Raw genomic sequence first — 23820 nt, 5'->3', positions numbered from 1 at the left:
TTATTCTGCAGTATGATCTACAGATGCTGCCTGGATGCTGCCGAATGCCCAGTAGCTCGCCGGGACATCCGTCCATTTCTGGGCTGCGCTGGTCAACGGAGCGATACCAAGAGCACGGTTAACGATGGTTACAGCTTCCGCACGCGTTAACGTCTGGTCTGGACGGAATGTGCCGTCTTCGTAGCCGGTGATGATGCCAGCCTGGGACATCCGCTCAATAGCTGCCTGAGCCCAGTGTCCGGCAATATCACTGAAGCCGGCCGCTTGGTCTTGAGCGCCTGTAATTAAGCGCGACAGGAGGGTCGCCATTTCGGCTCTTGTAATCGTCTGGTTAGGCTTGAAGCTGCCACCGCCATAACCTTTCATGATGCCGCTTCGCGTCACTTGACCGATTGCGTCTGCTGCCCAGTGGCTGGCAGGAACATCGGAATACGCTACACCAGCAGTAACTGCGGACTGGCTGAAGGTGCGGACAATGATGCTGGCCGCTTCTGCCCGTGTGATGCTGTTCCCTGGCTTGAAGGTACCATCGGCATAACCCGTCATATACGCCTTCACCTGTACCGCAGGATCTTGTGCAAGTACAACGGTAAAGGTACTGAATTTGCTGATACTAAATTGAATTCCTGACTTTCCGGTCTGGCCAAAAGGTACGATCTCACCCTTGACCAATTCTTTGGTGCCGTCGCTGTGCTCGATGAAGACCGCCAGTGCCTTCAGCTGCTCCGCCGTTAACGAAGAGTTGTTAAGCGGCAATACCAGCGTAACCGGACGGCTCTGCAGATTGGTCTCAATCGTTACCGGACGGCTTACCAGCGTAACTGTTACACCGCGGGATACACTCTGCACCTGTGCTTTTGCAAGAGCTTCAGTCTCTGCGCTCTGCTGCGATGTCTTCAGTGGAACGAGATTGAAATAAATATCTGTACCGAATCCAGCCATCGAGCTGCCTGGCACCTTCACCTCAGCATTCACTGTGAATAGATCCAGCATGATCTGATTATCAGCAAATTGCTTGCTGGAAGCGGCCGGAATCGTCAATCTGGTCCCAGCTACCTCATCCTTCTGATCCGGCACGATGATTCTGGCAATACTGGACCCGGCAGCCTTCAGCTCATTAACCGCCCGGATAGCCTGCTCCAATGTGAACGTAAGGGTATCACTCTTCACGCCATTCGCATCTTTGGTGCGGTTAATGACAACGGAGGATACCATGGAGCCTTGAGCAGCCCCGTTCTCAACGTTTGCATTAATGCTCTCCGTCTGCGGGGTTGGTGTTGGTACCGGAGCCGGGGCTCCCCCTCCTGATCCTGAACCGCCACCCGGTGCCGGTGTAGGAGGATCAGTTGGCATGACCGGAACAGGAACTGTAGAGAAGCTCCAGACCTTACTATCCGCAAGTCCTGCATAACCGTTACCTGATTCATCTGTAAAAGCACCCGGTTGAATCAGCACATAATAGCTGCCGCTATGCTTGAGGAGACCGCTTGTATTAATACTCACGGTTGCGTCCTTAATAGCGACAAGTGCCTTATCTCCAGCTTGAATTGTCGTTACAACCTCATTATCCGCTGCATTTACAATTTCAATATTGCCTTCTCCAGCAAGCACATTCTCGTTGAAGGTCAATGTGAGCGCAGTAGATACAGGTACGTGCGTTGCATTGCCTGCCGGACTGTAAGATGTCGCTACAGGCGCTGCTGTATCTGGCGCACTGGTGGTCACAAACCGCCAGGCGTTAATGCCTGCAATACCGGCATTTCCGTTGCCAGCGTTATCTGTGAATGCTCCCTCTGTAACCTGTACAAAGTAACTCGTCCCATGCTCGAGGTCAGCCGCCGGATTGATGGTTACGACATTGTTCAGGATCGTTACCCTGTCTGAAAGGGCTGGAATCATCAAGACAGGATGCGTATCATCGGTGCTGCGGAAAATCTCAATGGTACCCGCCGCCGCCCGTACATTTTCGCTGAAGGTAAGGACCAGATTCGCATTCACTGCCACTTCGGTGGCCCATGGCTCCGGCGAATACGTAATCACCGTTGGCGAGATCCGATCCGGTGCATCTGTGGTTGTGAACTGCCAGACTGTGCTCTCAGCATTACCGGCGTAGCTGTTGCCTGCGAGATCACTAAATGCCCCTGCTCCAATCTGTACATAGTAGCTCGCACCATACTTCAGATCATCCGTAGGATTAATCGTCACTACATTGCTATGGATAGTTACATTCCCGGAAGCCGCAGGAATCGTCGCTGCCGTTGCATGATTCACACTATTGTAAATGACGATATTGCCCTCTCCAGCTTTAACATTCTCGCTGAAGGTAAGCTCCAGATTCGCTCCAATAGCTACTCCTGTTGCACCATTCTCAGGTGAGTACGTGTTCAACACAGGTGCAGTTGTATCTGGCGCAGCCGGGGTGGTGAACTGCCAGGTGCTGCTATCCGAGATCCCCGCAAAGAAATTGCCGGATGCATCTGCAAATGCATCTTCAGTAATTAACACATAGTAACTTGAACCATACTCCAGATTGTGGGCCGGATTAATCGTTACAACATGATTCAGGATGCTTACATCCTGGACAGCAATCGTAGCTTCCAATTTGTCAGTTGTGCTGTTGTAAATCTCAATACTGCCTTCCCCTGCTAACACATTCTCGCTAAAAGCAAGCTCCAGGTTCGCTCCGATAGCTACTTCCGTTGCCCCATTCTCAGGTGAGAATGTGCTTACGATTGGTGCGGTCGTATCCGGTTCATTGGTGGTACTAAAGCGCCAGGTTGTATTGTTCGTGATACCGGCATAGCCGTTACCCGCCATATCCGTAAATGTACCATTATCAATCTGTACATAATAGATTGCACTGTAATCCAGGTTAGCCTGCGGATTAATCGTTACCACCTTGCCGTCAATGGTTACATCATCAGAATCGGCAGAGATGGTCACAGGCGGAACTTCGATGTTTGTGCTGTTGTATATCTTAATTTCACCTTCACTCTTCATTACATCCTCATTGAAGGTAAGCTTCAGGTTGGTGCCAATCTCTACATTCTTTGCTCCATCTTTAGGAGAAAAACTGCTCACCACCGGCGGTGCAGTATCAGGCGCTTCGGCTGTTGTGAACTGCCAGGTCTCCTTGTCCGAGATACCTGTATAAGAGTTAGAATTTTCTGCCAGATCTTTGAAAGCTCCGTCATCGATGTTTACAAAGTACGTAGTACTGTACTTAAAATCTTCATACGGAACAATGGTTACCACGTTATCCTTAACTGTAACATTCTCTGAATTAACCGGAATTACCATTAGGTTACCTTCGTCCGCACTGTCATAAATCAGAATGTTGCCGCTATCTGTTGTTACACCTTCACTGAACGTGAGCGTAAGTTTGGCATTAGTTGCGACTCCCGCCTCTCCCTGGTCAGGAGAATACTCGCTTACGGTTGGAGCTGTCTCATCTGCTGGTCCAGCAATTGTCGTGAAGCTCCACTCACCCGCTGCGATCGCGGAATTTCCATATTCACTCTCATTGATGAAGGCATTCTCGTCAATTGTAACGACATATTTAGTGCTTTCAACAAAATCCAGACTCGGACTAATGGTTACGGTATTAGTATCTGGATCTACCTTTACACTACTATCATCCACCGGAATGAGCTCAACCGGAGTTGCTAGATCCGCGGCCTTAAAAATTGTAATGGCTCCACTGGCTGCAATCACCGGCTGATTGAAGGTCAGAACCAGATTATCAGTTATTCCAACATCCGTCTCATCATTCCCTGGAGTCAGACCAAGAACTCGTGGAATGTTGGGAACGGCATAAGACATAATGATCTCACCGGATTCACCCGCAGCAATAAAGCGGTTCTGACCCGGATTGAATACGATACCATTAAGTTTAGCGGTCGCTCCTGTAGTCTCAAGTTTCCAAGTCTTACCCAAATCACTAGTGGAAAACACTTTCCCGCCATCTCCTGCGGCCATAAATACGCTGTTGCCGAAAGCCACACCGTTCAGGATCACATTCGATCCAATGATCTTCTCTGCGGCCTTTGAACTATCCGGAGAGGTAACAACGATTCCGGACGCACCGACAGCCACAAACATCCCGCCGCCAAAGGTGATTCCGTTCAAGTTCAGGTTGGAGTTATCGGTTGTTTTACGTGTTACCTTCTCCCATACCGTTCCATTTACGGAGGTTAATACTATACCGTTATCACCTACTGCAACAAACTTGTTGTTGCCAAAGGCAACAGCGTTCAGATTCACATTAACGTCTGGGACGTATGATGCAGTCCACATGATACCGCCGTCGGTAGACGTTACTATCTTTCCAGCATCGCCGACTGCCACCAGTCTGCTATTGCCATAGGTAACGGCATTCAAGTTACCAGTGGAGGACGTAAAAAGCGCGGGCAACCAGCTCACGCTATCTGTAGACGTTAAAACAGCTCCATTGTTCCCAACCGCAGCAAATCTGCCGCCTGTCCCTGTATAAACAATGCCGTTCAAATCCCCGGTTACCCCAGAAGTACGAACAGCCCATGATGCAGGGCCGCTTGCCGTAACAATACTACCTCCTTCCCCCACTGCAACTAATATTTCGGAGCCTATAGCAACTCCGTTTACTTTTTCGCCGCCTGGCAGCGGACCGACATTCTCCCAGCTTGCCTCACCGTTGTCCGTTGAACCCGCATATACCGGAAAGGCTCCGGTCCATACCAAGCTGATCACGAGTAACAACGAGAAATATTTTTTCAATCCCTTACCTATAAACAATGTATCGCTCCCCCTTATTCAATCATCACTTTTCATCCGCTGCATAGCAGTAGAAATTTCATATCTGCGCCCATTTTAGCAGACAGTTCTAAACAAACTCTTAACAATTCTCGACAAAAACCGATTCATCAGGACCTAATCAGGGTATAGCTCTTAAAAAAATGAAATAATCGCGATTTTCTAACCTCTTTTCAATAAAAATTGTCTAAAACAAAAAAGCGCACGGAGCTTTCGCTCACATGCGCAATTGTGTTCATATTTCCTCGAAAATTTCCTTGGCAACCAGTATCGCCGATGCAGCACGCGGCCAGCCTGCATAGAAGGCGAGGTGAGTCATTGCCTCGATCAATTCTTCTTCGGATAGACCGTTCTCCAGGGCCAGACGGATATGAAAGGGTAGCTGCTCAGTAAGCCCTCCGGCAACCAGGGCCGATATCGTCAGGAGACTGCGTTCCCGAAGCGATAATTCTGCCCTTCTCCATACCTCCCCAAAGAGCACTTCCTCCGAATAACGCGCGAACGAAGGAGCAATGTCTCCAAAAGCTTCAAGGGCATTCGATGCAATTTTCCGATGCTTCATTCCAAGTACCTCTCTTCCTTCAATGAACAGTCATTCAATCATCTGAGTAATGCCATTCCCAAACGTCCAATCCTCGAATTCTGTATCGACCAGCACGACGAAGACGTCCTCTTTCCTGATGCCCAGTGTACTCGACAACGTCTCGGCCAGCTTGCTGTAAAAGCCCCTTTTCTGCTCCTGGCTTCTCCCGGATTTGAGCGTAATCTGAATATAGAGCAGCCCATCCGTTCGCTCTATGTTTAAATAACTCGGACTGTAATAAAATTCGCTTGCTTTATGGGCATGAAAGACCTGAAAGAAATCATCTTGCGGCACGTTAAAATGCTCCCTTAGAGCATTCATAATTTCGCGGCTAATGATAGGCAGCTGTTGGGCATCGTATTTATTCTCCAAGTAACTGACTCTGACAAAAGGCATGTCACTTCACTCCTTCACTGGTGTAACTTCATTGTACTCCCCGCTTCTCATTCTGTATAATTGAATTAAATGATACACAAATTCAAATTACCCGATGGAGATATCTGCTATGGACCTAAAAGAACTAACTACATTTCAAACCATCCTGCAAGAAGGAAACTTCTCTAAAGCGGCCGCCAAACTGAACTACGCGCAGTCCACAATCACCAATCAGGTTCAACGTCTGGAGAAGGAACTGGGCATCAAGCTGTTCAAACGGGGCTGGGACTCTGAGCTTACAGCTTCGGGGCGAATATTTGCTGCTGAAATCGATAGTCTGATCCGACATTGGACCTATGTTGCGGATCAGGCCAAAGCTCTGCAAAAAGAAGAGATCGGTACACTTAGGATCGGCGGGCTGGAATCGTTAACGAAAGAGGTACTGCCAAGGTCGCTTCTGCGGTTCATGGAGCATAAACCTAATGTATCCTGCCATTTTGTGATCGGAAATACCGCTTCGCTCTCGCATGCCCTACTTCAGAATCAATTGGATTTTGCCATCTGTGGAGAGCCTGCTGACCCAGCTTCGTATCACTTCGAACCCTTGTATCAGGAGCGGATATCTTTTATCGCAGGGAACAACCACCCTTTGGCTGCAAAAGATGAGATCGCTTTCGAGGAATTGCTTGATTATCCAATCATGGCCGGGGGAGCTACCTGTCTATATCATTCCCAATTATCGAAGCATTTCTCCCGGTACACCGAAACTCCCTTTCTGCATACAGTAAGTCAAATCTCAGCCATCGCGGGCTTCGTCCAGCAGATCGCTGTTGTAGGAGCCGTCCTCGAATCTACGCAGTTACCGCCGAATGTTGTGAGACTTCATGTTGAGCTGAAGGACGCCGCCATTACGATAGGTCTGCTGCAATCACGCAACGTTGAGTATCAATCCTCATCCAAGAAGCTTTTAATGCAATATGTAAAAGAGGAGCTGGAGTCCCATTTCCAATAAAAAGAGTCCGGGAGATTCGAGCAAGGACGGATGTGTTCTCCGACAATTCTAAATCAGACTGAAATCGGTCTGAGTCAGACCTCCATGTGAAATGTGTTACATGGTACCTTCAAGCAGAGGACTTTTTCCTCGTAGATCATTAGGGAGGTAACTGCATGATGCAAAAAAAACACTGGGGGTACAAAGGGATTCTGCTGGTTGTGATCACGATTCTGCTGATCTCGATGGTAGGCTGTAACAGCGCGTCAAACAAGGCAGACGAAGGAGCGGTGGAGAACGATCAGAAGCCAGCGGCGGCAAGCCCAAGCCAGACCACGGGGGCAGGCACTTCCGATAAAAGCGCTGCACTCTCCTTCAAGCCGGGGAAATACACAGCCAAGGGGAACGGGAAGAACGGCCCGATCGAGGTTGAGACAGAATTCACTGATACCGCTATTAAAAACGTAAAGGTGTTAAGCCAGAGTGAAACAGAAGGCATCGCTCAAGGGCCGCTCAAGATTGTTCCCGAAAAAATCGTCAGCGAACAAACCCTGGCAATTGATGCCGTCTCCGGCGCGTCTATGACCACCAAGGGGATTCTGGAGGCTGTAGAGGATTGCGCCAAGCAGGCAGGCGGGGATCTGACGGTCTTGAAGCAGGCCAAAGCCACTGCTGAGAACAAGGAAGTGGAAGAGATCACGGTTGATGTGGCCGTAGTGGGCGCCGGTGCAGCAGGTACAGCTGCGGCACTTGCCGCAGAAGACAGCGGAGCGAGGGTTGTGCTGCTAGAGAAAACAGCTACTCCTATGGGCGCAGGCACCATGGCCGGAGGGATGTTTGCCGCCGATTCTCAGCAGCAGAAGGACAAGAAGGCTACAGTCAGCAAGCAATGGCTCTATGACCAGTACATGGCGGCCTCCGATGGCTACATGAACTCGTTGCTGGTCCGCAACATCATAGATGAAGCAGGGACAACAGTTGACTGGCTGAATGCGAACGGCGCCAAAATGACCCTGGTGGATGCCGGCACCGGCTTTGCCTTTGAGCATATCGGAATGCCTGCCACGCTGCACGGATACCAGGAAGGCGGCACGGTGGCGATCACCAAGCTGATCAAGTCTTTTGAAGCCAAATCGGGACAGGTTCGCTTCAGTACTCCGGTGACTGAGCTGCTTACAGACTCTAACGGTGCGGTAACCGGTGTAATGGCCAAAAAAGAGGATGGCTCTCATCTGAAGGTGAATGCCAAGGCTGTCGTCATTGCAACAGGCGGCTTCGGAGGCAATAACGAGATGATGGAGAAATATTTCGGCAAGAAATTCACTCCGGGACAGATTGCTACAAATACAGGTGACGGCATTCAGATGGCCTGGAAGGCTGGTGCAGATCCATACGGAATGACCTCTACTCAGTATTTTGCGCAAATCTTTACGCCTGAAGAGATCGCTAAGATGGCCCCGATCAACAAGGATTGGTACAGCCTGACCAAGTTCAGCGAGTATCCCAACCTGAGAGTCAATACACTTGGGCAACGCTTCTCCGATGAGACCAAGGTTACCCTCTTCGCTGTACACGGCGCTGAGATTCACATGCAGCCCAAAGAGACGGAATTCCTGATTCTGGACTCCGCCATGCTGAACACCATCAAGAAGAAGGGCCTGGCAGCCATCGAACCCCACTTCTCCAAATGGAAGGGCAAGCGCCAGTTCTACATGGAATTCAATGAACCGAATGATACAGATACGATTCTTGCGGCTGAGAATACACCTACGGACTATACTCCGCTGCTGGATTCAATGAAAGGCACCGGTGTTGTCCACAGAGCAGGTACACTGGAAGCGCTGGCTCAGGAGATCGGCGTGGACAAGGATACCTTCCTCGCTTCCGCCAAGCAGTACAATACGGCTATTGCCCAGGGCAATGACCCTATGTTCTTCTCCGATACGAAGCGGCTGGTTCCGCTCAAGCAAGGTCCTTATTATGCCATTAAGTATGTCGGACGCAACCTCGGAACGCTGGGCGGCGTACGCATCAATGAGAAGATCGAAGCCACCGACTCGGACGGCCGGGCCATCCCTGGACTTTACGTCGCCGGAGCTGATGCGGGCGGGATGTACGGACAGGCTTATGTTGATTTTGAAGGCGGTACGCTGGGCTTTGCCTATACCTCCGGTCGGCTGGCCGGTATCCATGCTGCGGGGTACTCGCATAAGTAATTAGACAACGAATCGCACAATTGTCAAAAAATCGCCCTACCTTTACCCGGTATGGGCGATTTTGTGCTGAATGTTCTCCACCCGAATCCGATTATAATGAAGTAAAACTATAAAGGAAGTCTGTACATCATGCTAGATATTCTCGCGCTGCTGGAGTGCTATAACACCTATGACCAGGATGATATTTATTTTGATGTCGCCAAAGCTATGCTGGAGAACTATAACCAGCTTCAGACTTCAAGCATACAGCAATTCGCTGAGTCCAACCATATCTCTGTCTCTACGGTCAGCCGCTTCATGCGGCAGATGTATTATGACAACTTCTCAAGCTTCCGGATGATCTATGATCAGTCTCCTCTGCAATATCAATATGACGGCAAATACTATCCTGCACTCAAGGATGAGGACATTGACCCGGTAGCCTATGGCGAGATGCTGGCCGAGAAGATTAAGGAAACCACCAGCCGACTGGATGAACAGGCGATCACTTCACTGCTGTCCATGATCGAATCCAGTGACGAGATCGTCTTCATCGGCATTCCCTTGCATTCCGAGATATGGCGGTTGCAGGTGGAACTGGTGCTCCTGGGCAAGAAGACCAATGCGTTCATCGATCCCAATTATCAAGTCAAAGCCATTGACGCTGTGAACGAAAAGTCGGCCGTCATCAGCTTGATTTATATGCCGCAGTATAATCTTCATCAGGTGCAGCAGTTGAAGAGAGCCAAGGAAAAAGGTGCTCGGACTGCCTCTATAGCTCACGTAAGGCTACAAGGTATAGAGAACATCGTTGACCTGTCGCTGCAATACGAAGGCACCGGCACACAAGTAGACAGCCTGCTGATGCAGGTACTGCTTAATTACATTGGACTCCGCTTACGGAACAAGCTGCTCTTAGGGAAGAGATAAGCGCTATAGAGTTTCTCAGCAATATTCTTGGATGACGCCTACCTCAAATTCCATTTGGAGATGAGATTTATGAATCACGATTATTATGTGGAATGCATCATTGATGGAATGGAAAAATATCTGCATACCCTGGCGTTGGCAGAACATATGCAATATCATCAGGGGGATGTGGAATGGATTTCTCCTTTGCCTGGTTTCGACGGTCCCTCACTAGTCTTTAAAGTATCGCTTGAGGAGGATACAGCAATCGAGCATATTGACATGCTGCTGCCTGACTTAAAATCAGGAGCAACTCCAAAAATATGGTTTATCCCGCCAAGCTCCAAGCCTGCAAGCCTAACCACTATTCTAGCCTCTAAAGGATTCAGGGATCTATCCGATCCCGAAAAGCCTGAATGGGGTATGGCGCTAGATTTAGCAAAAATTCATAACTTGCCACAGTCTAATCCGCGACTACATATACACAGGATTACGTCATCGTCTGAATTTGCATTATGGATTGATGTGGTGAATGAGGCGCTGCATGGCTGGCCTATGTTGGATCAGGCATATCACGAATTTTGGCTTTCGCGCAGCGAGTTGTCTTTTTATCTTGCTTACCTGGATGGCGTTCCCATTGCTACCTCCGCTGCCATTCAGACCGGCAGTCAGGCATCCATTGAGTTCGTATCAACCCTGCAGCAGTATCGAAATCAAGGTGCTGCAAGCGCGCTCTGCCTAGAGGCTCTTCATGATTTACATAACAAAGGTGTACATACAGCAACCTTGAGAGCAAGCCACGAAGCCAATGCGCTTTATACAAAGCTTGGATTCAAGCCCTATTTTCAAACCATAGTTATGTCCTTTGAGGACCCTGGTGAACATTAAACAGCAGGTGTGGAATCTATTGATTCCTGGATTTGTAGCGCTATAATAAGAAACATAGGTTGTGAAGCACACGCCGCTTTTAATGCTCTGCCCCTTCCGAGTTAGATTCTTGGAGAGGGTTGAGTATTGAGGCGGCTTTTTTGCGGGAAAAATAAACACTAAGTTGAGCGTTCGAGGAGGAGTACGGATGCCGCGATTTGAGCAGCAGTACGAGGAATGGTTAGTTAGCAATCTTAAGAATGAGAGCAACCACAGGCGCAAGGAGTTACTTGGCAAAGGATTAGGCCACGGAACAGTTGAATTTCTCCGCAAGGTATGGTTTCCGGCAATCGGCAATTTCGATCATTTGTTTCCAGAATGGGAAGTGCGTGATTTCAATAACGGGTACCGCTATCTGGACTTGGCTTATATGCCTGGAGGTGCAAAAGGCGGGATTGAGATTCAAGGCTATGGACCTCACGCCAGAGATCTGGATGTCAGACGCTTCAAGGATCTATGCCGACGGCATTGCTTACTGGCACTTGATAGTTGGACTTTTCTTCCTATCGCTTATCCTTCAATTATCGAAGAACCCAAGCAATGTCAGCAGTTGGTGTTGTCTTTTATCGGCAAATTCATTGCGACGGATGTTTCTTCCACATTAACTTGGCTGGAAGCGGAGACCCTTCGTTACGCAAGACGTCTGCTCAGGGCATTCACACCTTTGGAGCTTGCTAAGCATCTCAGGGTAACGGATAGGCACTCCAGACGAATTCTGCATCATTTGGTCGAACAACAGTTACTGGATGTGGCCGGAGGACAGCAGCGTTATCGGACATATCAGCTTAGAGTTTAACGTATGTTTAGGAGCATGAATTATAAAGCTGATATGCTAAAAACACTTGAATTCCGTGGCTGTGAGCGTGAGAAGTAGAGGTATCAATCAGCTGTAACGGACCGAGGCGCACCTATTTCTACAAAAAGCACAATTTCACCAAGCTTACGGACACAGATGGCGCTATTTACTGGATTTCATCTCATATATGGTGGTGAAGAAGCAATAAGCGCGATACGGTCCGTTAGCCCTTTTAATTATGCTGAATAGAGAACATAAGGGCTGTGGGGTCCGTAGCAGTCCTTTAGACACATTTAGAACCGAAGGATATCGATGGAAACCATATTTCGCGGTTCGGGGTTCGGGGTTCGGGAATGGATTCCCTGAAACAGCAAAAAGAACGGCATCTCTGCCGTTCTTAATGTGATGGACTCTCAGGGGCTCGAACCCTGGACAAATAGATTAAGAGTCTACTGCTCTACCAACTGAGCTAAGAGTCCGTATGAAATTGGTGGAGCCAAGGGGGATCGAACCCCTGACCTCATCGCTGCCAGCGATGCGCTCTCCCAGCTGAGCTATGGCCCCATATTTTTATAATTTTACCAATTTAGAATTACATTATGTATTCTAAAATCTGATCTGACCGATAAGTTCAAGCCGCTTATTCATCAATGTGTTTCGTAGGCGACTTCTATATAATACAGAAATTCATTGTTAGTGTCAACACTTTTTCGAAATTATTTTTGAGGACAGACGCCCCACCCGGGAACTGGCCCTTAACCCCAGAGCCAGCCCCACTACACCAATCGAACCCTTCACTCCTAAGCGGCGAAGCTTACAGCCCGTCCAGCTCCTCAGTCTTCGAGAGCAGTCCCTTCAATTCCTTCATGAACATGTTAATGTCCTTGAACTGGCGGTACACGGACGCGAAGCGGACGTAAGCTACCTCGTCGACAGGATAGAGCTGCTCCATGACCAGCTCGCCGATCTGGCGGCTCTCGATCTCGGCGAGGGCGATGCCGCGCAGGCTTTTCTCCACCTCGGATACAATGACCTCCAGACGCTCTACAGGAACGGGACGTTTCTCGCAGGCGCGGATCAGACCGCGGAGGATTTTGTCGCGGCTGAACTCTTCACGGCTGCCGTCTTTTTTGATCACAATCAGAGGGGTCTCTTCAATCATCTCGAAGGTGGTGAAACGGCGGCTGCACAGCTCGCATTCCCGCCTGCGGCGGATGGACTTATTCTCATTGGCCGGACGCGAGTCCAGGACCTTGGTATTGGTGTGGTCACAGTAAGGGCATTTCATAAGCTACTTCACTTCCTCATCATTAGAATGGTCAGGCCCGGTCCTTTGATACACCAGGGTTATGCGGGCTTAAATTAATTTCCAGAAAACACCGTTTATTTGTTGTTATGAATCTGACATGTCCGGCACATAATACAGTTACCAACCGATAGGAGGTGAACAGCAATGAGCCAAAATAACAACTCCAATAACCTGGTAGCTCCAAACTCACGCGGTGCCTTGGAACAACTGAAATATGAAGTTGCCCAGGAACTAGGTATCACCCTCTCCCCAGATGGATACCAAGGCAATAAAACTTCTTACGAAAACGGTTCGATCGGTGGTTACATCACTAAACGTCTTGTAACCCTGGCTGAACAGCAACTGGCAGGTCAGTACAAATAATAACCTGTTAAGCGCGACATAAGCTTGCCTAAGAAGTATCGAACGGCCTCCGGCCGTTTGATGCTTCTTTTTACATAACAGCAGCAAAAGTAACAAGCACCCTAGAACTCACTGTAGAGCTCGGTGTATTGATCATAATAATAAATCACACGCTGCACGTAGTGACGGGTCTCACCGAACGGAATGTCCTTCACAGAGGCTTCTGTTCCGTCCCACTGCCCTTCATCCAGCCAGCTTTGCACTTTGCCGGGTCCGGCATTGTAGGCAGCTATGACCGCTATACGGTTGCCATCGAACTGCTTGGACAGCGTAGACAAATACCAGGTACCCAATTCAATATTGGAGGAGGGCTCTTCCTTCAGCCGCTCCAGAGACACCTCGGGGAGCTTGGCCTTTTCGAGCGCCCACTTGGCGGTATCCGGCATCAGCTGCATGAGTCCCAGTGCGCCTTTTTTGGATTCGCGGCCGGTCTTATAATTGGTCTCCACACGGATGATGGATGCCACCAGGAACGGGTCCATCTCATACGTCTGGCTGTGCTGGCGGATCTCTTCTTTATAATATATGGGATAAAACCATGACATCCAGTTGGAGCCGAGAAACAGGATCGCTGTGAAGCCGATGAACAGCAGCAGCAGGACTCTTTTTTTGCGCAGCCACTTCATCATATCAGGCCCAGCCTGTCCCACAGCCGGGCAACCTGAAGCTCGGCAGACTCAGGATCACCGCTATTGTCGATCACATAATTAGCTTTCCTGCGTTTCAGTTCAATATCCATCTGGGACCGCAGCCGGTCCTCAGCCTGTTCCAGCTTCATTCCGCTGCGCTCCATGAGGCGGGCTAACTGCACCCTCCTCGGAACATAGACTACAATAATCTGATCGAACATGGAGTCCAGCTCTGATTCGTAGAGCAGCGGAATGTCCACAATGACCAGCCGCTGCGGATTCTCCTGCTCAAGCGCATACATCCTGGCCTTGATCTCCCTGCGGATGGCCGGATGGGTCAGGTTATTCAAAGTCTGGAGCGCCTCCGGGTCCCGGAAGACGATCTCCCCCAGCCCCGCCCGGTCCAGCGAGCCGTCAGGCAGCAGGATACGGTCTCCAAAAGCCTCCACCGCTGCCGCCAGCACCGGGTGTCCGGGGAGCATCACCTCTCGGGCGATGACATCGGCATCCACCAGTGCAGCTCCCTTGCGGACAAACAGTGCAGACACGGTGCTTTTTCCCGAAGCTATGCCTCCGGTTAAGCCTATAATCATGTACTCACCTCATAATAACTTCATTATACCCATTACAATTAATAATATCGCGGGCAGCGCAGCGGCATGCTTCATCCAGTAGCTGCCGGATAATCTCAGTCCTGTCTTCATCCCCAGCAGCAGAAAGGTTCCGCTGAATACAGCGATCATCAGCGAGGTGGACCACGGGCTGAATCCGAGCAGTGCCGCACCAAGGCCGGCCCCGAAGGCATCCAGCGACAACGCTATGCCCAGGATCATGGCTTCCATAGAAGAAATACTCCCCGAGGCATCCATATCAGCAGAAGACGGTGTGCGGAGAATCTGAATAACCACGCCTAGATGGCGAAGCTCCAGCGAGAATACGGCCGGCTTCAGCGGTTCCAGCTCTGCCTCCGCGCTTTGTACGGCAGCTGCCGTCTCCAGCCTGGCTTCCCGCCCGGAATATTCGTCTGCGGTCCCTGGGGCAGTCACTTCCTGCTCCTTCTCTTTCTGCGTCAGCATCTGGAACAGGGACCAGCAGCCCATTAAGACGAGAATAACCGCTCCGACACTGGAAGCGGCATGCGGCGAGACCACCTTGGCCAGCAGCACGCCGACCTGCATAGAACCATAAATGACCACTCCAGAACAGAGCGAGATAATCACAATCGAGAGCAAAGGAATTTTCATTTTACGCAGTCCATATGTAATGCCAACACCAAATCCATCCAGACTAAGAGCAAACGCAAGCAGCAATAGTGACAACAATGGGCTCAGCACCCGCAATCCCTCCCGTGAAGAACCGGAGCCGGTGGATTAAGCCATCCTGGCCGGAGCTCCGTTTCGCCATAATCAGCAATCTTCACACATTATATGGGCGGGACGGGCAGTGAGTGCCTATCTTTTGATGTAACTGGCTTATTCAGGTGTAACTGGCCCGGAAACGGGCTGTAAATGCAGCGCTGACACTATAAAAAAATCACAGAATCAGTACAGGTACCGGCTGGCAGCTGGGACAATAATGCGTTCCCCGTCCGCCGACCACACTCTTCTCAATCAGCGTGCCGCAGGTGGCACACGGCTGATCCTTGCGTCCGTAGATCTTGTGCTGATCCTGGTAGCTCCCGCTCTCCCCCTGGCCGTTGACATACGACTTCACAGAGGAGCCTCCGGCATTCACCGCTTCCGTCAGTGTTGCGACAATAGCAAGGTGCAATCTGGCCAGCTGATCCTCCGTGAGGGACTTCGCGGTCTCCTCCGGGTGGATGCCTGCGCGGTGCAGGGACTCATCTACATAAATATTGCCGATCCCTACTATATATTCCTGATTGAGCAGCAGCGGCTTGATCTTGGTGCTCCGCTTCGTGACAATCTCCTTGAACCGTTCCAGTGTGAAATCCGCATCCAGCGGCTCCTGCCCCAGCTTATTCAGCGGTTTCAGCAGCAGATCTTCCCCAGGCCCGAACAGATGCATCGTTCCGAACTGGCGCACATCCGTATAACGCAGCTCCGTCCCATCTGTGAAATGGAAAATAACATGCGTATGCTTGTCCAGCACCTCGTCCTTACGGTACATCCCGTAACGGCCCTCCATCCGCAGATGGGAGACCATCACCAGCCCGTCAAATACGAAACGCAGAAACTTGCCTCTGCGTTCAACGGTAACCACACTATGGCCTGCCAGCATATGGGCAAAGGCCTGAATATCATCCGGGCGCTGAATAATCCGCGGCAGCCGGACGGTGACATGCTCTATCTGCTTGCCTGTAATTAACTCATTAAGTGTTCTTCTGACTGTTTCGACTTCCGGCAATTCCGGCATCATGGCTCACCTCCACTCCATTATACCGGATATCTGCCATGTGCGGGGAGCCTATTTCGCTTCGTACCAGTTGCTCCCAAAACTTACCTCTGCCTTCAGCGGAACAGACAGCTCCAGCGCTCCGGCCATCACCTCTGGCAGCAGCTGCTTCATCTGCTCCAGCTCCTCCTCCGGCACCTCAAACACCAACTCATCGTGTACCTGGAGCAGCATCCGGCTCTTCAGGCCGCGCTCATGCAGCGCCTTATCCATATGAACCATGGCCAGCTTGATAATATCCGCAGCGGTTCCCTGAATCGGCGTATTCATCGCCGTACGTTCTGCGAAGGACCGCAGATTGAAGTTCTTCGCATTGATCTCCGGCAGATAACGGCGGCGTTCCAGCAGCGTAGTCACATATCCCTGCTTCCGGGCCTCGACCACAATATCATCCATGTAACGGCGCACACCCTGGAACACCTCGAAATACTGTTCAATGAACCGGGCCGCTTCCTTACGCGGAATGTTCAGGTTCTGCGACAGGCCGTAATCGCTGATGCCGTATACAATGCCGAAGTTAACCGCTTTGGCCGAGCGGCGCATATTACTGTCCACACTCTCCGCAGGGACGCCGAATACATCCATCGCGGTCTTGGTATGAATATCCATATCCTCGACAAAAGCTTCCTTCATCCGCGCATCGCCCGAGATATGCGCCAGCACACGCAGCTCGATCTGCGAGTAATCCGCCGCCAGAATCGACCAGCCCGGCTCAGAGGGCACGAATACCTTACGGATCTTACGGCCCTCTTCGAGCCGGATCGGAATGTTCTGCAGGTTCGGGAACTGGCTGCTCAGCCGGCCCGTAGCCGCAATCGTCTGCCGGTAGAAGGTGTGTACCTTGCCGGTCTCCGGCGAGATTTCCTTCATCAGGCCTTCCACATACGTGGATTGCAGCTTGGCAATGGAACGGTATTGCAGAATCAGGCGCACGGCGTCATGATAAGGCGCAAGCTTTTCCAGCACCTCTGCATCCGTTGAATATCCGGTCTTCGTCTTCTTCACGACTGGCAGACCGAGCTTCACGAACAGAACCTCGCCTAGTTGCTTCGGAGAATTAAGATTGAATTCGGTTCCGCAAGCGGAGTAAATCTCAGTGACCAGCCGGGAGATTTGGGCTTCGAATTCCTTGCCGAGCTGGATAAGATCGTCCTTGTTAACAGCAATGCCCTGTTTCTCCATATCGGCAAGAATCCGCGACAACGGCATCTCCAGGTCCTGGAACAGACCGGTCATATCCGTCTTGTCCAGCTCCACCTGCTGCTTCTGCACAATGCCAAGCACGGTTGCACTCTTGCGGGCGACATGCTCACCGAGAATCTTAAGCTCAGGAATTCTATATTTGGCCCCTTTGCCGAAGACATCTTCATCCGGCGATAAGCGGGGCAGGCCGTATTTCGTGGTCAGGTCATTCAAGTTCTGGCTCGCTTCGGTCGGGTCCAGCAGGTATGCGGCAAGCTGAACATCATTAGCGGCTCCGGCAAAAGCAATCCCCTGCCAATGCAGCGCCAGATCGGCACGGTGCAGATCATACCCGCTCTTCGGTGCCTGATCGTCGCCAAGCCAGTTCCGCAGCGGTTCCGCTGCCTTACTCTTCAGCAGGGCAAAAGGCACGAAATAATGCTGCTCCGGTGAAGACAGCCCGAGGCCGATCACTTCGGCACGGTGCGGGTTCTCCCCGTTAGATTCCACATGTAGAGCGGAAATGCCCGGCAGTGCCTGAACCAGCTTCTCTATTCCGGCTTCGTCAACAATTGTAATCGTAAGCTCTGCCGCTTCCACCGCTGCGGGGCCGGACAGACTGCCGTCCGCCGCATGCGAATAGGCGCTCAGCGACAGGCGTTCCAGCAGAGACTTGAACTCCAGCTTCGCCAGGGCAGGACCCGCCGTATCGGCAACAATTCCGCTGAACACCATATCCTCCCAGGTATGTTCAAGCGGAACCTCGCGGTAGATCGTCGCCAATTTTTTGCTCATGATGGCGCTGTCCGCGTGCTCTTCCAGCTTCTCTTTCATTTTCCCCTTCAGCTCACCGGTTCCGGCCAGTACGCCCTCCACCGATCCGAACTGCTGGAGCAGCTTAAGCGCTGTCTTCTCCCCGACTCCCGGCACCCCGGGAATATTGTCGCTGGCATCGCCCATCAGCCCCTTCAGATCAATGATCTGCTCAGGGGTGAGATCATATTTGTCACGGATCTGCTTAGGTCCGTAGAGCTCCACTTCCGTAACTCCCTTGCGCACCATTGCTATGGTTGTATGCTCGGAAGCCAGCTGCAGCATATCCTTATCCCCGGACACAATCATCACCTGACGGCCGGCGGCATCCGCTTCCCTGGAGATGGTACCGATAATATCGTCAGCTTCGTAGCCTGCAATCTCGAATTGCGGAACCCCCAGCCCCTTAAGCAGCTCCTTGAGCAGCGGGAACTGCTCGGACAGCTCCGGCGGGGTCTTCTGGCGCCCGCCCTTATAATCTTCATAGCCTTCATGGCGGAAGGTTATCTTCCCCGCGTCGAAGGCCACAATCATATGTGTCGGTTTATGCTCCTCCAGCAGACGCAGCAGCATCGTCGTGAAACCGTATACCGCATTCGTCTGCTGTCCCGCTGTATTGGTCAGCGGCGGCATGGCGAAGAACGCCCGGTAAATGATATTATTTCCATCAATGAGTATCAGCTTGTCCACACTAGCACCTCGCCTTTTTCTTGCATTCTCCTTACATAGTACCATATGCTCCGCCCAAAACAGAACCTGAGACAAGAAGATCCCTCCCTGTCCCGGCCCTTAGCCGCTGCTGATGGTATCGAATACAGGTTTGCCAGGCGATGCTCACTTTAGAACAAAAAAAGGCAAGCCCCGGAGAGGAGGCTTGCTGCCTGACGTTCAAGGCACAGAGCTCTGGTAAGCTGTGTCTGTGCGCCGACATTATGCAATTATTGGTTCAAATCCGGACGTTTACCTGTAACCAGATACACTACACTTTCGCCAATATTCGTGGCATGATCGGCAATCCGCTCAATGTAACGGCCAACTAGTGTGAGCAGCATCGCCTGATTCACTGTTTCAGGCTTCTGAACCATATAAGTGTACAGTTCGTTAATCATCGCGCTGTACAGGCCATCAACCTGATCGTCATCCTGCGCCATTTTGTAGGCAAGGTCCGTGTTCTCGTCGAGATAAGACTGAATGGCCTCCGTGGTCATGATCGTGACAAGCTCAGCCATGCGCGGAATATCCACAAGCGGCTTGATCAGCTGCTGTCCCTGAATGCGCATCGTCACCTTGGCTACATCCAGTGCCAGATCGCCCATACGCTCCAGATCGCTGGAGATTTTGAAGGCCACAATAATGCGGCGCAGATCCTTCGCCACCGGCTGCTGGGTGATGATCAGCCGCGAGCCGATCTCCATAATCCGATCTTCCATAGCGTTCAGCCGCAGGTCGGCTTTGACAATCTCCTGTGCCCGTACCGTATCAAGGGTCTGCAGGGCCAGTATCGCCCCATCCAGGGCATCCGTTACATGCTCGCCCATCTGCTGCAGCAGGGTGCGCAGTTCTTCCAGATCTTTATCGAATTCTTTTCTGCGAATCATATCGAAAGTGCTCCTCCTCAAAAACATATGGTCATATCGGGTGAACGGAGTGAACCTGAGACTTACGAGTCAGTCATCCTTAGCCGAAGCGGCCGGAGATATAATCTTCTGTGCGGGAATCTCTCGGATTCGAGAACAACAGCTCCGTGTCCGCAGCCTCCACAATGACGCCGTTCAGGAAAAATACAGTGCGTCCCGATACCCGGGCGGCCTGATGCATATTATGCGTGACCATTACAATCGTATACTTATCCCGCAGCTCCTGGACCAGCTCCTCAATCTTGAGTGTGGACACCGGGTCGAGCGCTGACGTCGCCTCATCCATCAGCAGAATATCCGGCTGTACGGCAAGGGCTCTGGCAATACAAAGACGCTGCTGCTGGCCTCCGGACAGACTTAAGGCAGACTTCTTGAGGAAATCCTTCACTTCCTCCCAGAGCGCGGACTGGCGCAGGCTTTGCTCTACAAGGACATCCAGCTCGGCCTTGCTCTTCACACCGTGCAGACGCGGGCCATAAGCCACATTATCATAGATCGACTTAGGAAAAGGATTGGGCTGCTGGAACACCATCCCCACCTGCTTGCGCAGACTCTCCACTTCGATCTCGTCGCTGTAGATATTTTTGCCGCCGATATTTACTTTACCTTCAATACGTGTTCCGGGAATCATGTCGTTCATACGGTTAAGGGTACGCAGCAGTGTGGATTTCCCGCAGCCGGAGGGTCCGATAAAAGCGGTCACCTGCTTCTCCGGAATCTGCAAATCCACATTCTTCAGGGCATGGAATGACTCATAGTAGAGATCTAGCTTCTCTATGTCAATGATGGATTTCATTAGTTTCTGTTGTCTCCTTCTCATCATCTTCGTTCCCCATGATAAGCTTTCAGTGTAAATAGAGCTCCAGAGAATTGTTAACGCAGTGTAAAAATCCTTGTACAGTTAGACAATGCCGGAGGAGAAGATGCTTATCTTGTGAGAAAAGAACACCGTCATGTTAAATGACCGGTGTTCTCTTCTTGTTGACGACCAGCTTGTAGCCCACGCCGCGGATGGAATCGATATGCACGGATTCAGGGTCAAGCTCCAGCTTCTTGCGCAGGGAGCTGACATGCACATCTACGGTACGCTGGCCTCCGATATAGTCGAAGCCCCAGACCGCATTCATCAGATCATCCCGCGTCAGAACGACGCCCGGCTTCCGGGCCAGATACAGCAGCACTTCAAATTCCTTCGGCCGCAGATTGATGCTCTGTCCGCCCAGCGAGACTTCATAACGCTCGGGATAGATCTCCAGCTGTCCGAGAATAATCGTCGATGCAGATACCGCTGTCTCGGGCGGAGCTTCTTCGGCAATGCCGGAGATACGCCGCAGCACTGCGCTGACCCGGGCCAGCAGCTCGGATACGCCGAAGGGCTTCGTAATATAGTCATCCGCACCGGACTTCAGCCCGCGGACGACATCCTCTTCCGCATTCTTGGCCGTCAGCACTATAACCGGTGTGCGGATGCCTTGTCCACGCAATTTATCCAGAATGTCAATGCCGTTCATGCCGGGCAGCATCAGATCCAGTACGATCAAGTCAAAAGGTTCTCTAGTCGCACGGTCATATCCTGCCGTTCCATGATCCTCCACCGTCACCTCGTAGCCTTCCTGTGTCAGGTTATAAGACAGCAGCCGGGCCAGTGTCGGTTCGTCTTCAATGACAAGCAATCGTTGTGCCATAGGTTCCCCCGTCTTTTCATAGGTTATTAATTTTACAAAACTGCACACATGCACATCATAGCACCACAATGTTAACTTGGTGTAAAATTATAAATTTATTCTCTATTAGGATCCGCTATGATCCCCAGGGTTATTGATTCTCTTCCTGCAGCAGCGGCAATTCCAGGATAAATGAGCTGCCAATGCCCAGATCGCTCTCTACGTTAATAGACCCGCGATGCAGCTCGACGAGATGCTTCACGATGGATAGACCGAGGCCGGTTCCGCCGGAGCTTCTGGAGCGGGCTTTGTCCACCCGGTAAAAGCGTTCAAAGATCCGGGGCAGATCCTTACGCGGAATCCCCATCCCCGTATCGCTGACTGTAAAGCGCACGCTCTCGGTGCCATCCTTCTTCTGGATACTCACCACCGTCACTCTGACATTGCCCCCGTCCTGGGTGTAGTTGATCGCATTGGAGAGCAGATTCATGAAGATCTGGCGCAGCTTGTCTTCATCTCCCTCAATAAATAGCTCCGCAGGCACATCCGAGCTGAGCGTAATCTTTTTCTTCTCCGCTACCTTGCTGAGCGTTTCCAGCACGGAGTCGAAGAACTCGATCAGATGAATCGGGGAGCATTCCAGCTGAACGCGTTTGGATTCGATTTTGGACAGCTCCAGGATGTCACCGATCAGGCGGTTCAGCCGTTCGTTCTCATCGTAAATAATCTGCAGGAACGAACGCGCTGTCTTCTCATCCGTAACACCGCCGCCGAGGAGGGTCTCGGCGAAGCCTTTTACCGCAGCGACAGGGGTCTTCAGCTCGTGGGAGACATTGGCGACGAATTCGCTGCGCATCTTCTCAAGCCGGCGGATCTCTGTAACCTCCTGAAGCAGGAACAGCATGCCCCGGGAGCAGCCGTCCTGGATCATAGGCACCCCGTCCAGACGCACAATCCGCTCCACCGGATTATAAATGCTGCGCTCCTCGTGAACAGGTACACCTGCGGATACTCCATCATCGATCAGCCGGGTAAGCTCATAGTGATGCTTGATCTCCTTATAGGAATGCCCGGTCATCTCGCTGTTCTTCACATCGAGCAGCCGTTCGGCGGCCCGGTTGAGCAGGGCAATCTCTCCTTCAGCGTTAATCATCACAATGCCGCCGGTCATGTTATCAAGTACGCTCTGCAGCAGGTCCTCATTGTCGCGAATGGTCTTCAGCTGAGCCTGGAGACTGTCGGCCATCGCGTTGATGGCTGTTGCCAGCTGGCCGATCTCATCCTTGCGCTTCATGGGCACACGGGCATCGTAATCGAGATCGGTAATCCGCCGTGCCACTCTGGTGATCTGCTCCAGCGGTGAGGTCATACTGGAAGCCACTTTGTAGCTCACCAAGGTTGCGGCAATGAACAGCAGCACCAGCCCCCCTGCCATGATCATCCACGCCCGGTTCAGTCCTTCAGTTACGGTATCCAGCCCCATCGACAGCCGGATATACCCGTCAAAGCCCTGATCCGAGGACACGGAACCCGCCACATACATCATTTCACGGTCTAATGTATCACTGTAACGGATCGCCCGGCCAATCCCCTCCTTCGCGGCCAGCAGCTCCTCCTCGCGGGTAGAGTGGTTGTCCATCTCGCGCGGATTCTTCTCCGAGTCGCCGATAACCCGGCCTTGCTTCGTAATGAAGGTGACGCGTGATCCGGTCAAGCTGGAGATCTTCTCTGCCTGTTCTGTATAGTAGTTCAGGGCATCCGGACTGCTGGTATCCATGAATGAAAAGGTGCCGGAGAGCAGCTTTATTTCCCGGGACATGTTCTCTTCCAGCACGGAAATATGCGAATCCTTGAACAGCTGAGCCATGGTGATCCCGGCCCCGGTCATTGATATTCCTATCAGTGCCATAAGTATGATGGTAAGTCGAATGCGGAATGGTTTCATCAGCAGTAGTCCTCTTCCTTGTCATTATGTCCTTTAGAACACTCTACCTTCATTTTCGGCAAAATACCAGTTCCGGCGGCGATTATCAACGGAGTGTAAAATGTGCGGAGAGCGGGGGGCGGGGCTGGAATATACTGAGGGGCGAGGATGGAGCGATATCTGAGATCCAAGAGCCTGGGCCGAGGATGGAGCGCTGTGGGATCTATAATGGACGCTCCGCAAACGGACTGTTGTTCCGATCGCTGTTGTGTCCAGAT

General features: G+C 51.4%; 19 protein-coding genes and 2 tRNA genes. 6 read left to right on the top strand and 15 right to left on the bottom strand.

Translation table 11 applies throughout. The features are described 5' to 3' along the window. The 3 genes from NST43_RS08520 to NST43_RS08510 form a co-directional block, all read right to left on the bottom strand. The gene (locus tag NST43_RS08520; protein WP_339223740.1) at positions 1-4773 is read right to left on the bottom strand and encodes an Ig-like domain-containing protein; all 4773 of its coding nucleotides are present in this window, start codon (positions 4771-4773) and stop codon (positions 1-3) included. 253 nt (positions 4774-5026) lie between these two features. Then, positions 5027-5353, bottom strand: coding sequence for a carboxymuconolactone decarboxylase family protein (locus tag NST43_RS08515; protein WP_339223738.1), 327 nt, complete (start codon positions 5351-5353; stop codon positions 5027-5029). Between the two features lie 30 nt (positions 5354-5383). Beyond that, positions 5384-5770, bottom strand: coding sequence for a tautomerase family protein (locus tag NST43_RS08510; protein ID WP_339223737.1), 387 nt, complete (start codon positions 5768-5770; stop codon positions 5384-5386). 109 nt (positions 5771-5879) lie between these two features. Between NST43_RS08510 and NST43_RS08505 the strand changes: the two genes are divergently transcribed. The 5 genes from NST43_RS08505 (at position 5880) to NST43_RS08485 (ending at position 11567) form a co-directional block, all read left to right on the top strand. Next, complete coding sequence (locus NST43_RS08505; RefSeq protein WP_339223735.1) at positions 5880-6761, top strand: LysR family transcriptional regulator; 882 nt, start codon at positions 5880-5882, stop codon at positions 6759-6761. A gap of 155 nt (positions 6762-6916) precedes the next feature. Then, a complete protein-coding gene (locus NST43_RS08500; RefSeq protein ID WP_339223733.1) occupies positions 6917-8956 on the top strand; it encodes an FAD-dependent oxidoreductase in 2040 nt (679 codons plus the stop codon). Positions 8957-9085: 129 nt separating this feature from the next. Continuing rightward, positions 9086-9865 carry a hypothetical protein gene (locus tag NST43_RS08495; RefSeq protein WP_339223731.1) on the top strand — a complete coding sequence of 260 codons (780 nt, stop codon included), beginning with the start codon at positions 9086-9088 and terminating at the stop codon, positions 9863-9865. Between the two features lie 69 nt (positions 9866-9934). Continuing rightward, a complete protein-coding gene (locus NST43_RS08490; protein WP_339223729.1) occupies positions 9935-10732 on the top strand; it encodes a GNAT family N-acetyltransferase in 798 nt (265 codons plus the stop codon). A gap of 187 nt (positions 10733-10919) precedes the next feature. Next, on the top strand, positions 10920-11567 hold the full coding sequence (locus NST43_RS08485) for a transcriptional regulator (RefSeq protein WP_209874685.1): 648 nt from the start codon (positions 10920-10922) through the stop codon (positions 11565-11567). A 406-nt stretch (positions 11568-11973) separates the two neighbouring features. On the opposite strand, the gene NST43_RS08480 is transcribed toward NST43_RS08485, so the two are convergent. From NST43_RS08480 to nrdR, 3 genes are all read right to left on the bottom strand, one after another. Continuing rightward, positions 11974-12046: transfer RNA gene (locus NST43_RS08480), tRNA-Lys, on the bottom strand. A 9-nt stretch (positions 12047-12055) separates the two neighbouring features. Continuing rightward, positions 12056-12131 (bottom strand) — tRNA-Ala (locus NST43_RS08475). Between the two features lie 250 nt (positions 12132-12381). Beyond that, positions 12382-12855, bottom strand: a complete 474-nt coding sequence (gene nrdR / locus NST43_RS08470) for a transcriptional regulator NrdR (protein ID WP_209993383.1) — start codon at positions 12853-12855, stop codon at positions 12382-12384. Between the two features lie 165 nt (positions 12856-13020). Between nrdR and NST43_RS08465 the strand changes: the two genes are divergently transcribed. Then, positions 13021-13239 carry an alpha/beta-type small acid-soluble spore protein gene (locus tag NST43_RS08465; RefSeq protein WP_036695868.1) on the top strand — a complete coding sequence of 73 codons (219 nt, stop codon included), beginning with the start codon at positions 13021-13023 and terminating at the stop codon, positions 13237-13239. Positions 13240-13340: 101 nt separating this feature from the next. Here NST43_RS08465 and NST43_RS08460 read toward each other — a convergent pair whose 3' ends face one another. The 9 genes from NST43_RS08460 to NST43_RS08420 all read right to left on the bottom strand — a co-directional run bounded on the left by NST43_RS08460 (position 13341) and on the right by NST43_RS08420 (position 23563). After that, on the bottom strand, positions 13341-13904 hold the full coding sequence (locus NST43_RS08460) for a lytic transglycosylase domain-containing protein (RefSeq protein WP_209993477.1): 564 nt from the start codon (positions 13902-13904) through the stop codon (positions 13341-13343). Beyond that, positions 13904-14500, bottom strand: a complete 597-nt coding sequence (coaE, locus tag NST43_RS08455; RefSeq protein ID WP_209993384.1) for a dephospho-CoA kinase — start codon at positions 14498-14500, stop codon at positions 13904-13906. The genes NST43_RS08460 and coaE overlap by 1 nt, the downstream gene beginning before the upstream one ends. Positions 14501-14509: 9 nt before the next feature. Beyond that, a complete protein-coding gene (locus NST43_RS08450; RefSeq protein ID WP_209993385.1) occupies positions 14510-15241 on the bottom strand; it encodes a manganese efflux pump in 732 nt (243 codons plus the stop codon). 199 nt (positions 15242-15440) lie between these two features. After that, positions 15441-16283, bottom strand: a complete 843-nt coding sequence (mutM, locus tag NST43_RS08445; RefSeq protein ID WP_339225370.1) for a DNA-formamidopyrimidine glycosylase — start codon at positions 16281-16283, stop codon at positions 15441-15443. Between the two features lie 51 nt (positions 16284-16334). Continuing rightward, positions 16335-19007 (bottom strand): DNA polymerase I, encoded by a 2673-nt coding sequence (gene polA, locus NST43_RS08440; RefSeq protein ID WP_339223726.1) that lies wholly within the window; start codon positions 19005-19007, stop codon positions 16335-16337. Positions 19008-19255: 248 nt separating this feature from the next. Beyond that, positions 19256-19915 carry a phosphate signaling complex protein PhoU gene (gene phoU, locus NST43_RS08435; RefSeq protein ID WP_036725564.1) on the bottom strand — a complete coding sequence of 220 codons (660 nt, stop codon included), beginning with the start codon at positions 19913-19915 and terminating at the stop codon, positions 19256-19258. Between the two features lie 79 nt (positions 19916-19994). Next, positions 19995-20750: a phosphate ABC transporter ATP-binding protein PstB gene (pstB, locus tag NST43_RS08430; RefSeq protein ID WP_339223724.1), complete on the bottom strand. Its 756-nt coding sequence runs from the start codon at positions 20748-20750 to the stop codon at positions 19995-19997. 160 nt (positions 20751-20910) lie between these two features. Next, a complete protein-coding gene (locus tag NST43_RS08425; RefSeq protein ID WP_076082862.1) occupies positions 20911-21639 on the bottom strand; it encodes a response regulator transcription factor in 729 nt (242 codons plus the stop codon). A gap of 130 nt (positions 21640-21769) precedes the next feature. Then, on the bottom strand, positions 21770-23563 hold the full coding sequence (locus NST43_RS08420) for an ATP-binding protein (protein ID WP_339223720.1): 1794 nt from the start codon (positions 23561-23563) through the stop codon (positions 21770-21772). Positions 23564-23820 lie beyond the last annotated feature (257 nt).

The organism is Paenibacillus sp. FSL H8-0332 (genome assembly GCF_037963835.1).
GTDB lineage: Bacteria > Bacillota > Bacilli > Paenibacillales > Paenibacillaceae > Paenibacillus_AQ > Paenibacillus_AQ rhizoplanae.
This window is presented reverse-complemented; position numbering and strand designations above follow the sequence as displayed.

Bases quoted from the DNA above. Each gene is read 5' to 3' on its own strand.
- nrdR (WP_209993383.1), bottom strand. From the start codon at position 12,855: ATGAAATGCCCTTACTGTGACCACACCAATACCAAGGTCCTGGACTCG.
- pstB (WP_339223724.1), bottom strand. From the start codon at position 20,750: ATGAAATCCATCATTGACATAGAGAAGCTAGATCTCTACTATGAGTCA.
- NST43_RS08490 (WP_339223729.1), top strand. From the start codon at position 9,935: ATGAATCACGATTATTATGTGGAATGCATCATTGATGGAATGGAAAAA.
- NST43_RS08425 (WP_076082862.1), bottom strand. From the start codon at position 21,639: ATGGCACAACGATTGCTTGTCATTGAAGACGAACCGACACTGGCCCGG.
- NST43_RS08465 (WP_036695868.1), top strand. From the start codon at position 13,021: ATGAGCCAAAATAACAACTCCAATAACCTGGTAGCTCCAAACTCACGC.
- NST43_RS08420 (WP_339223720.1), bottom strand. From the start codon at position 23,563: ATGAAACCATTCCGCATTCGACTTACCATCATACTTATGGCACTGATA.
- NST43_RS08485 (WP_209874685.1), top strand. From the start codon at position 10,920: ATGCCGCGATTTGAGCAGCAGTACGAGGAATGGTTAGTTAGCAATCTT.
- mutM (WP_339225370.1), bottom strand. From the start codon at position 16,283: ATGCCGGAATTGCCGGAAGTCGAAACAGTCAGAAGAACACTTAATGAG.
- NST43_RS08495 (WP_339223731.1), top strand. From the start codon at position 9,086: ATGCTAGATATTCTCGCGCTGCTGGAGTGCTATAACACCTATGACCAG.
- NST43_RS08505 (WP_339223735.1), top strand. From the start codon at position 5,880: ATGGACCTAAAAGAACTAACTACATTTCAAACCATCCTGCAAGAAGGA.
- NST43_RS08460 (WP_209993477.1), bottom strand. From the start codon at position 13,904: ATGAAGTGGCTGCGCAAAAAAAGAGTCCTGCTGCTGCTGTTCATCGGC.
- NST43_RS08515 (WP_339223738.1), bottom strand. From the start codon at position 5,353: ATGAAGCATCGGAAAATTGCATCGAATGCCCTTGAAGCTTTTGGAGAC.
- NST43_RS08500 (WP_339223733.1), top strand. From the start codon at position 6,917: ATGATGCAAAAAAAACACTGGGGGTACAAAGGGATTCTGCTGGTTGTG.
- NST43_RS08510 (WP_339223737.1), bottom strand. From the start codon at position 5,770: ATGCCTTTTGTCAGAGTCAGTTACTTGGAGAATAAATACGATGCCCAA.
- coaE (WP_209993384.1), bottom strand. From the start codon at position 14,500: ATGATTATAGGCTTAACCGGAGGCATAGCTTCGGGAAAAAGCACCGTG.
- phoU (WP_036725564.1), bottom strand. From the start codon at position 19,915: ATGATTCGCAGAAAAGAATTCGATAAAGATCTGGAAGAACTGCGCACC.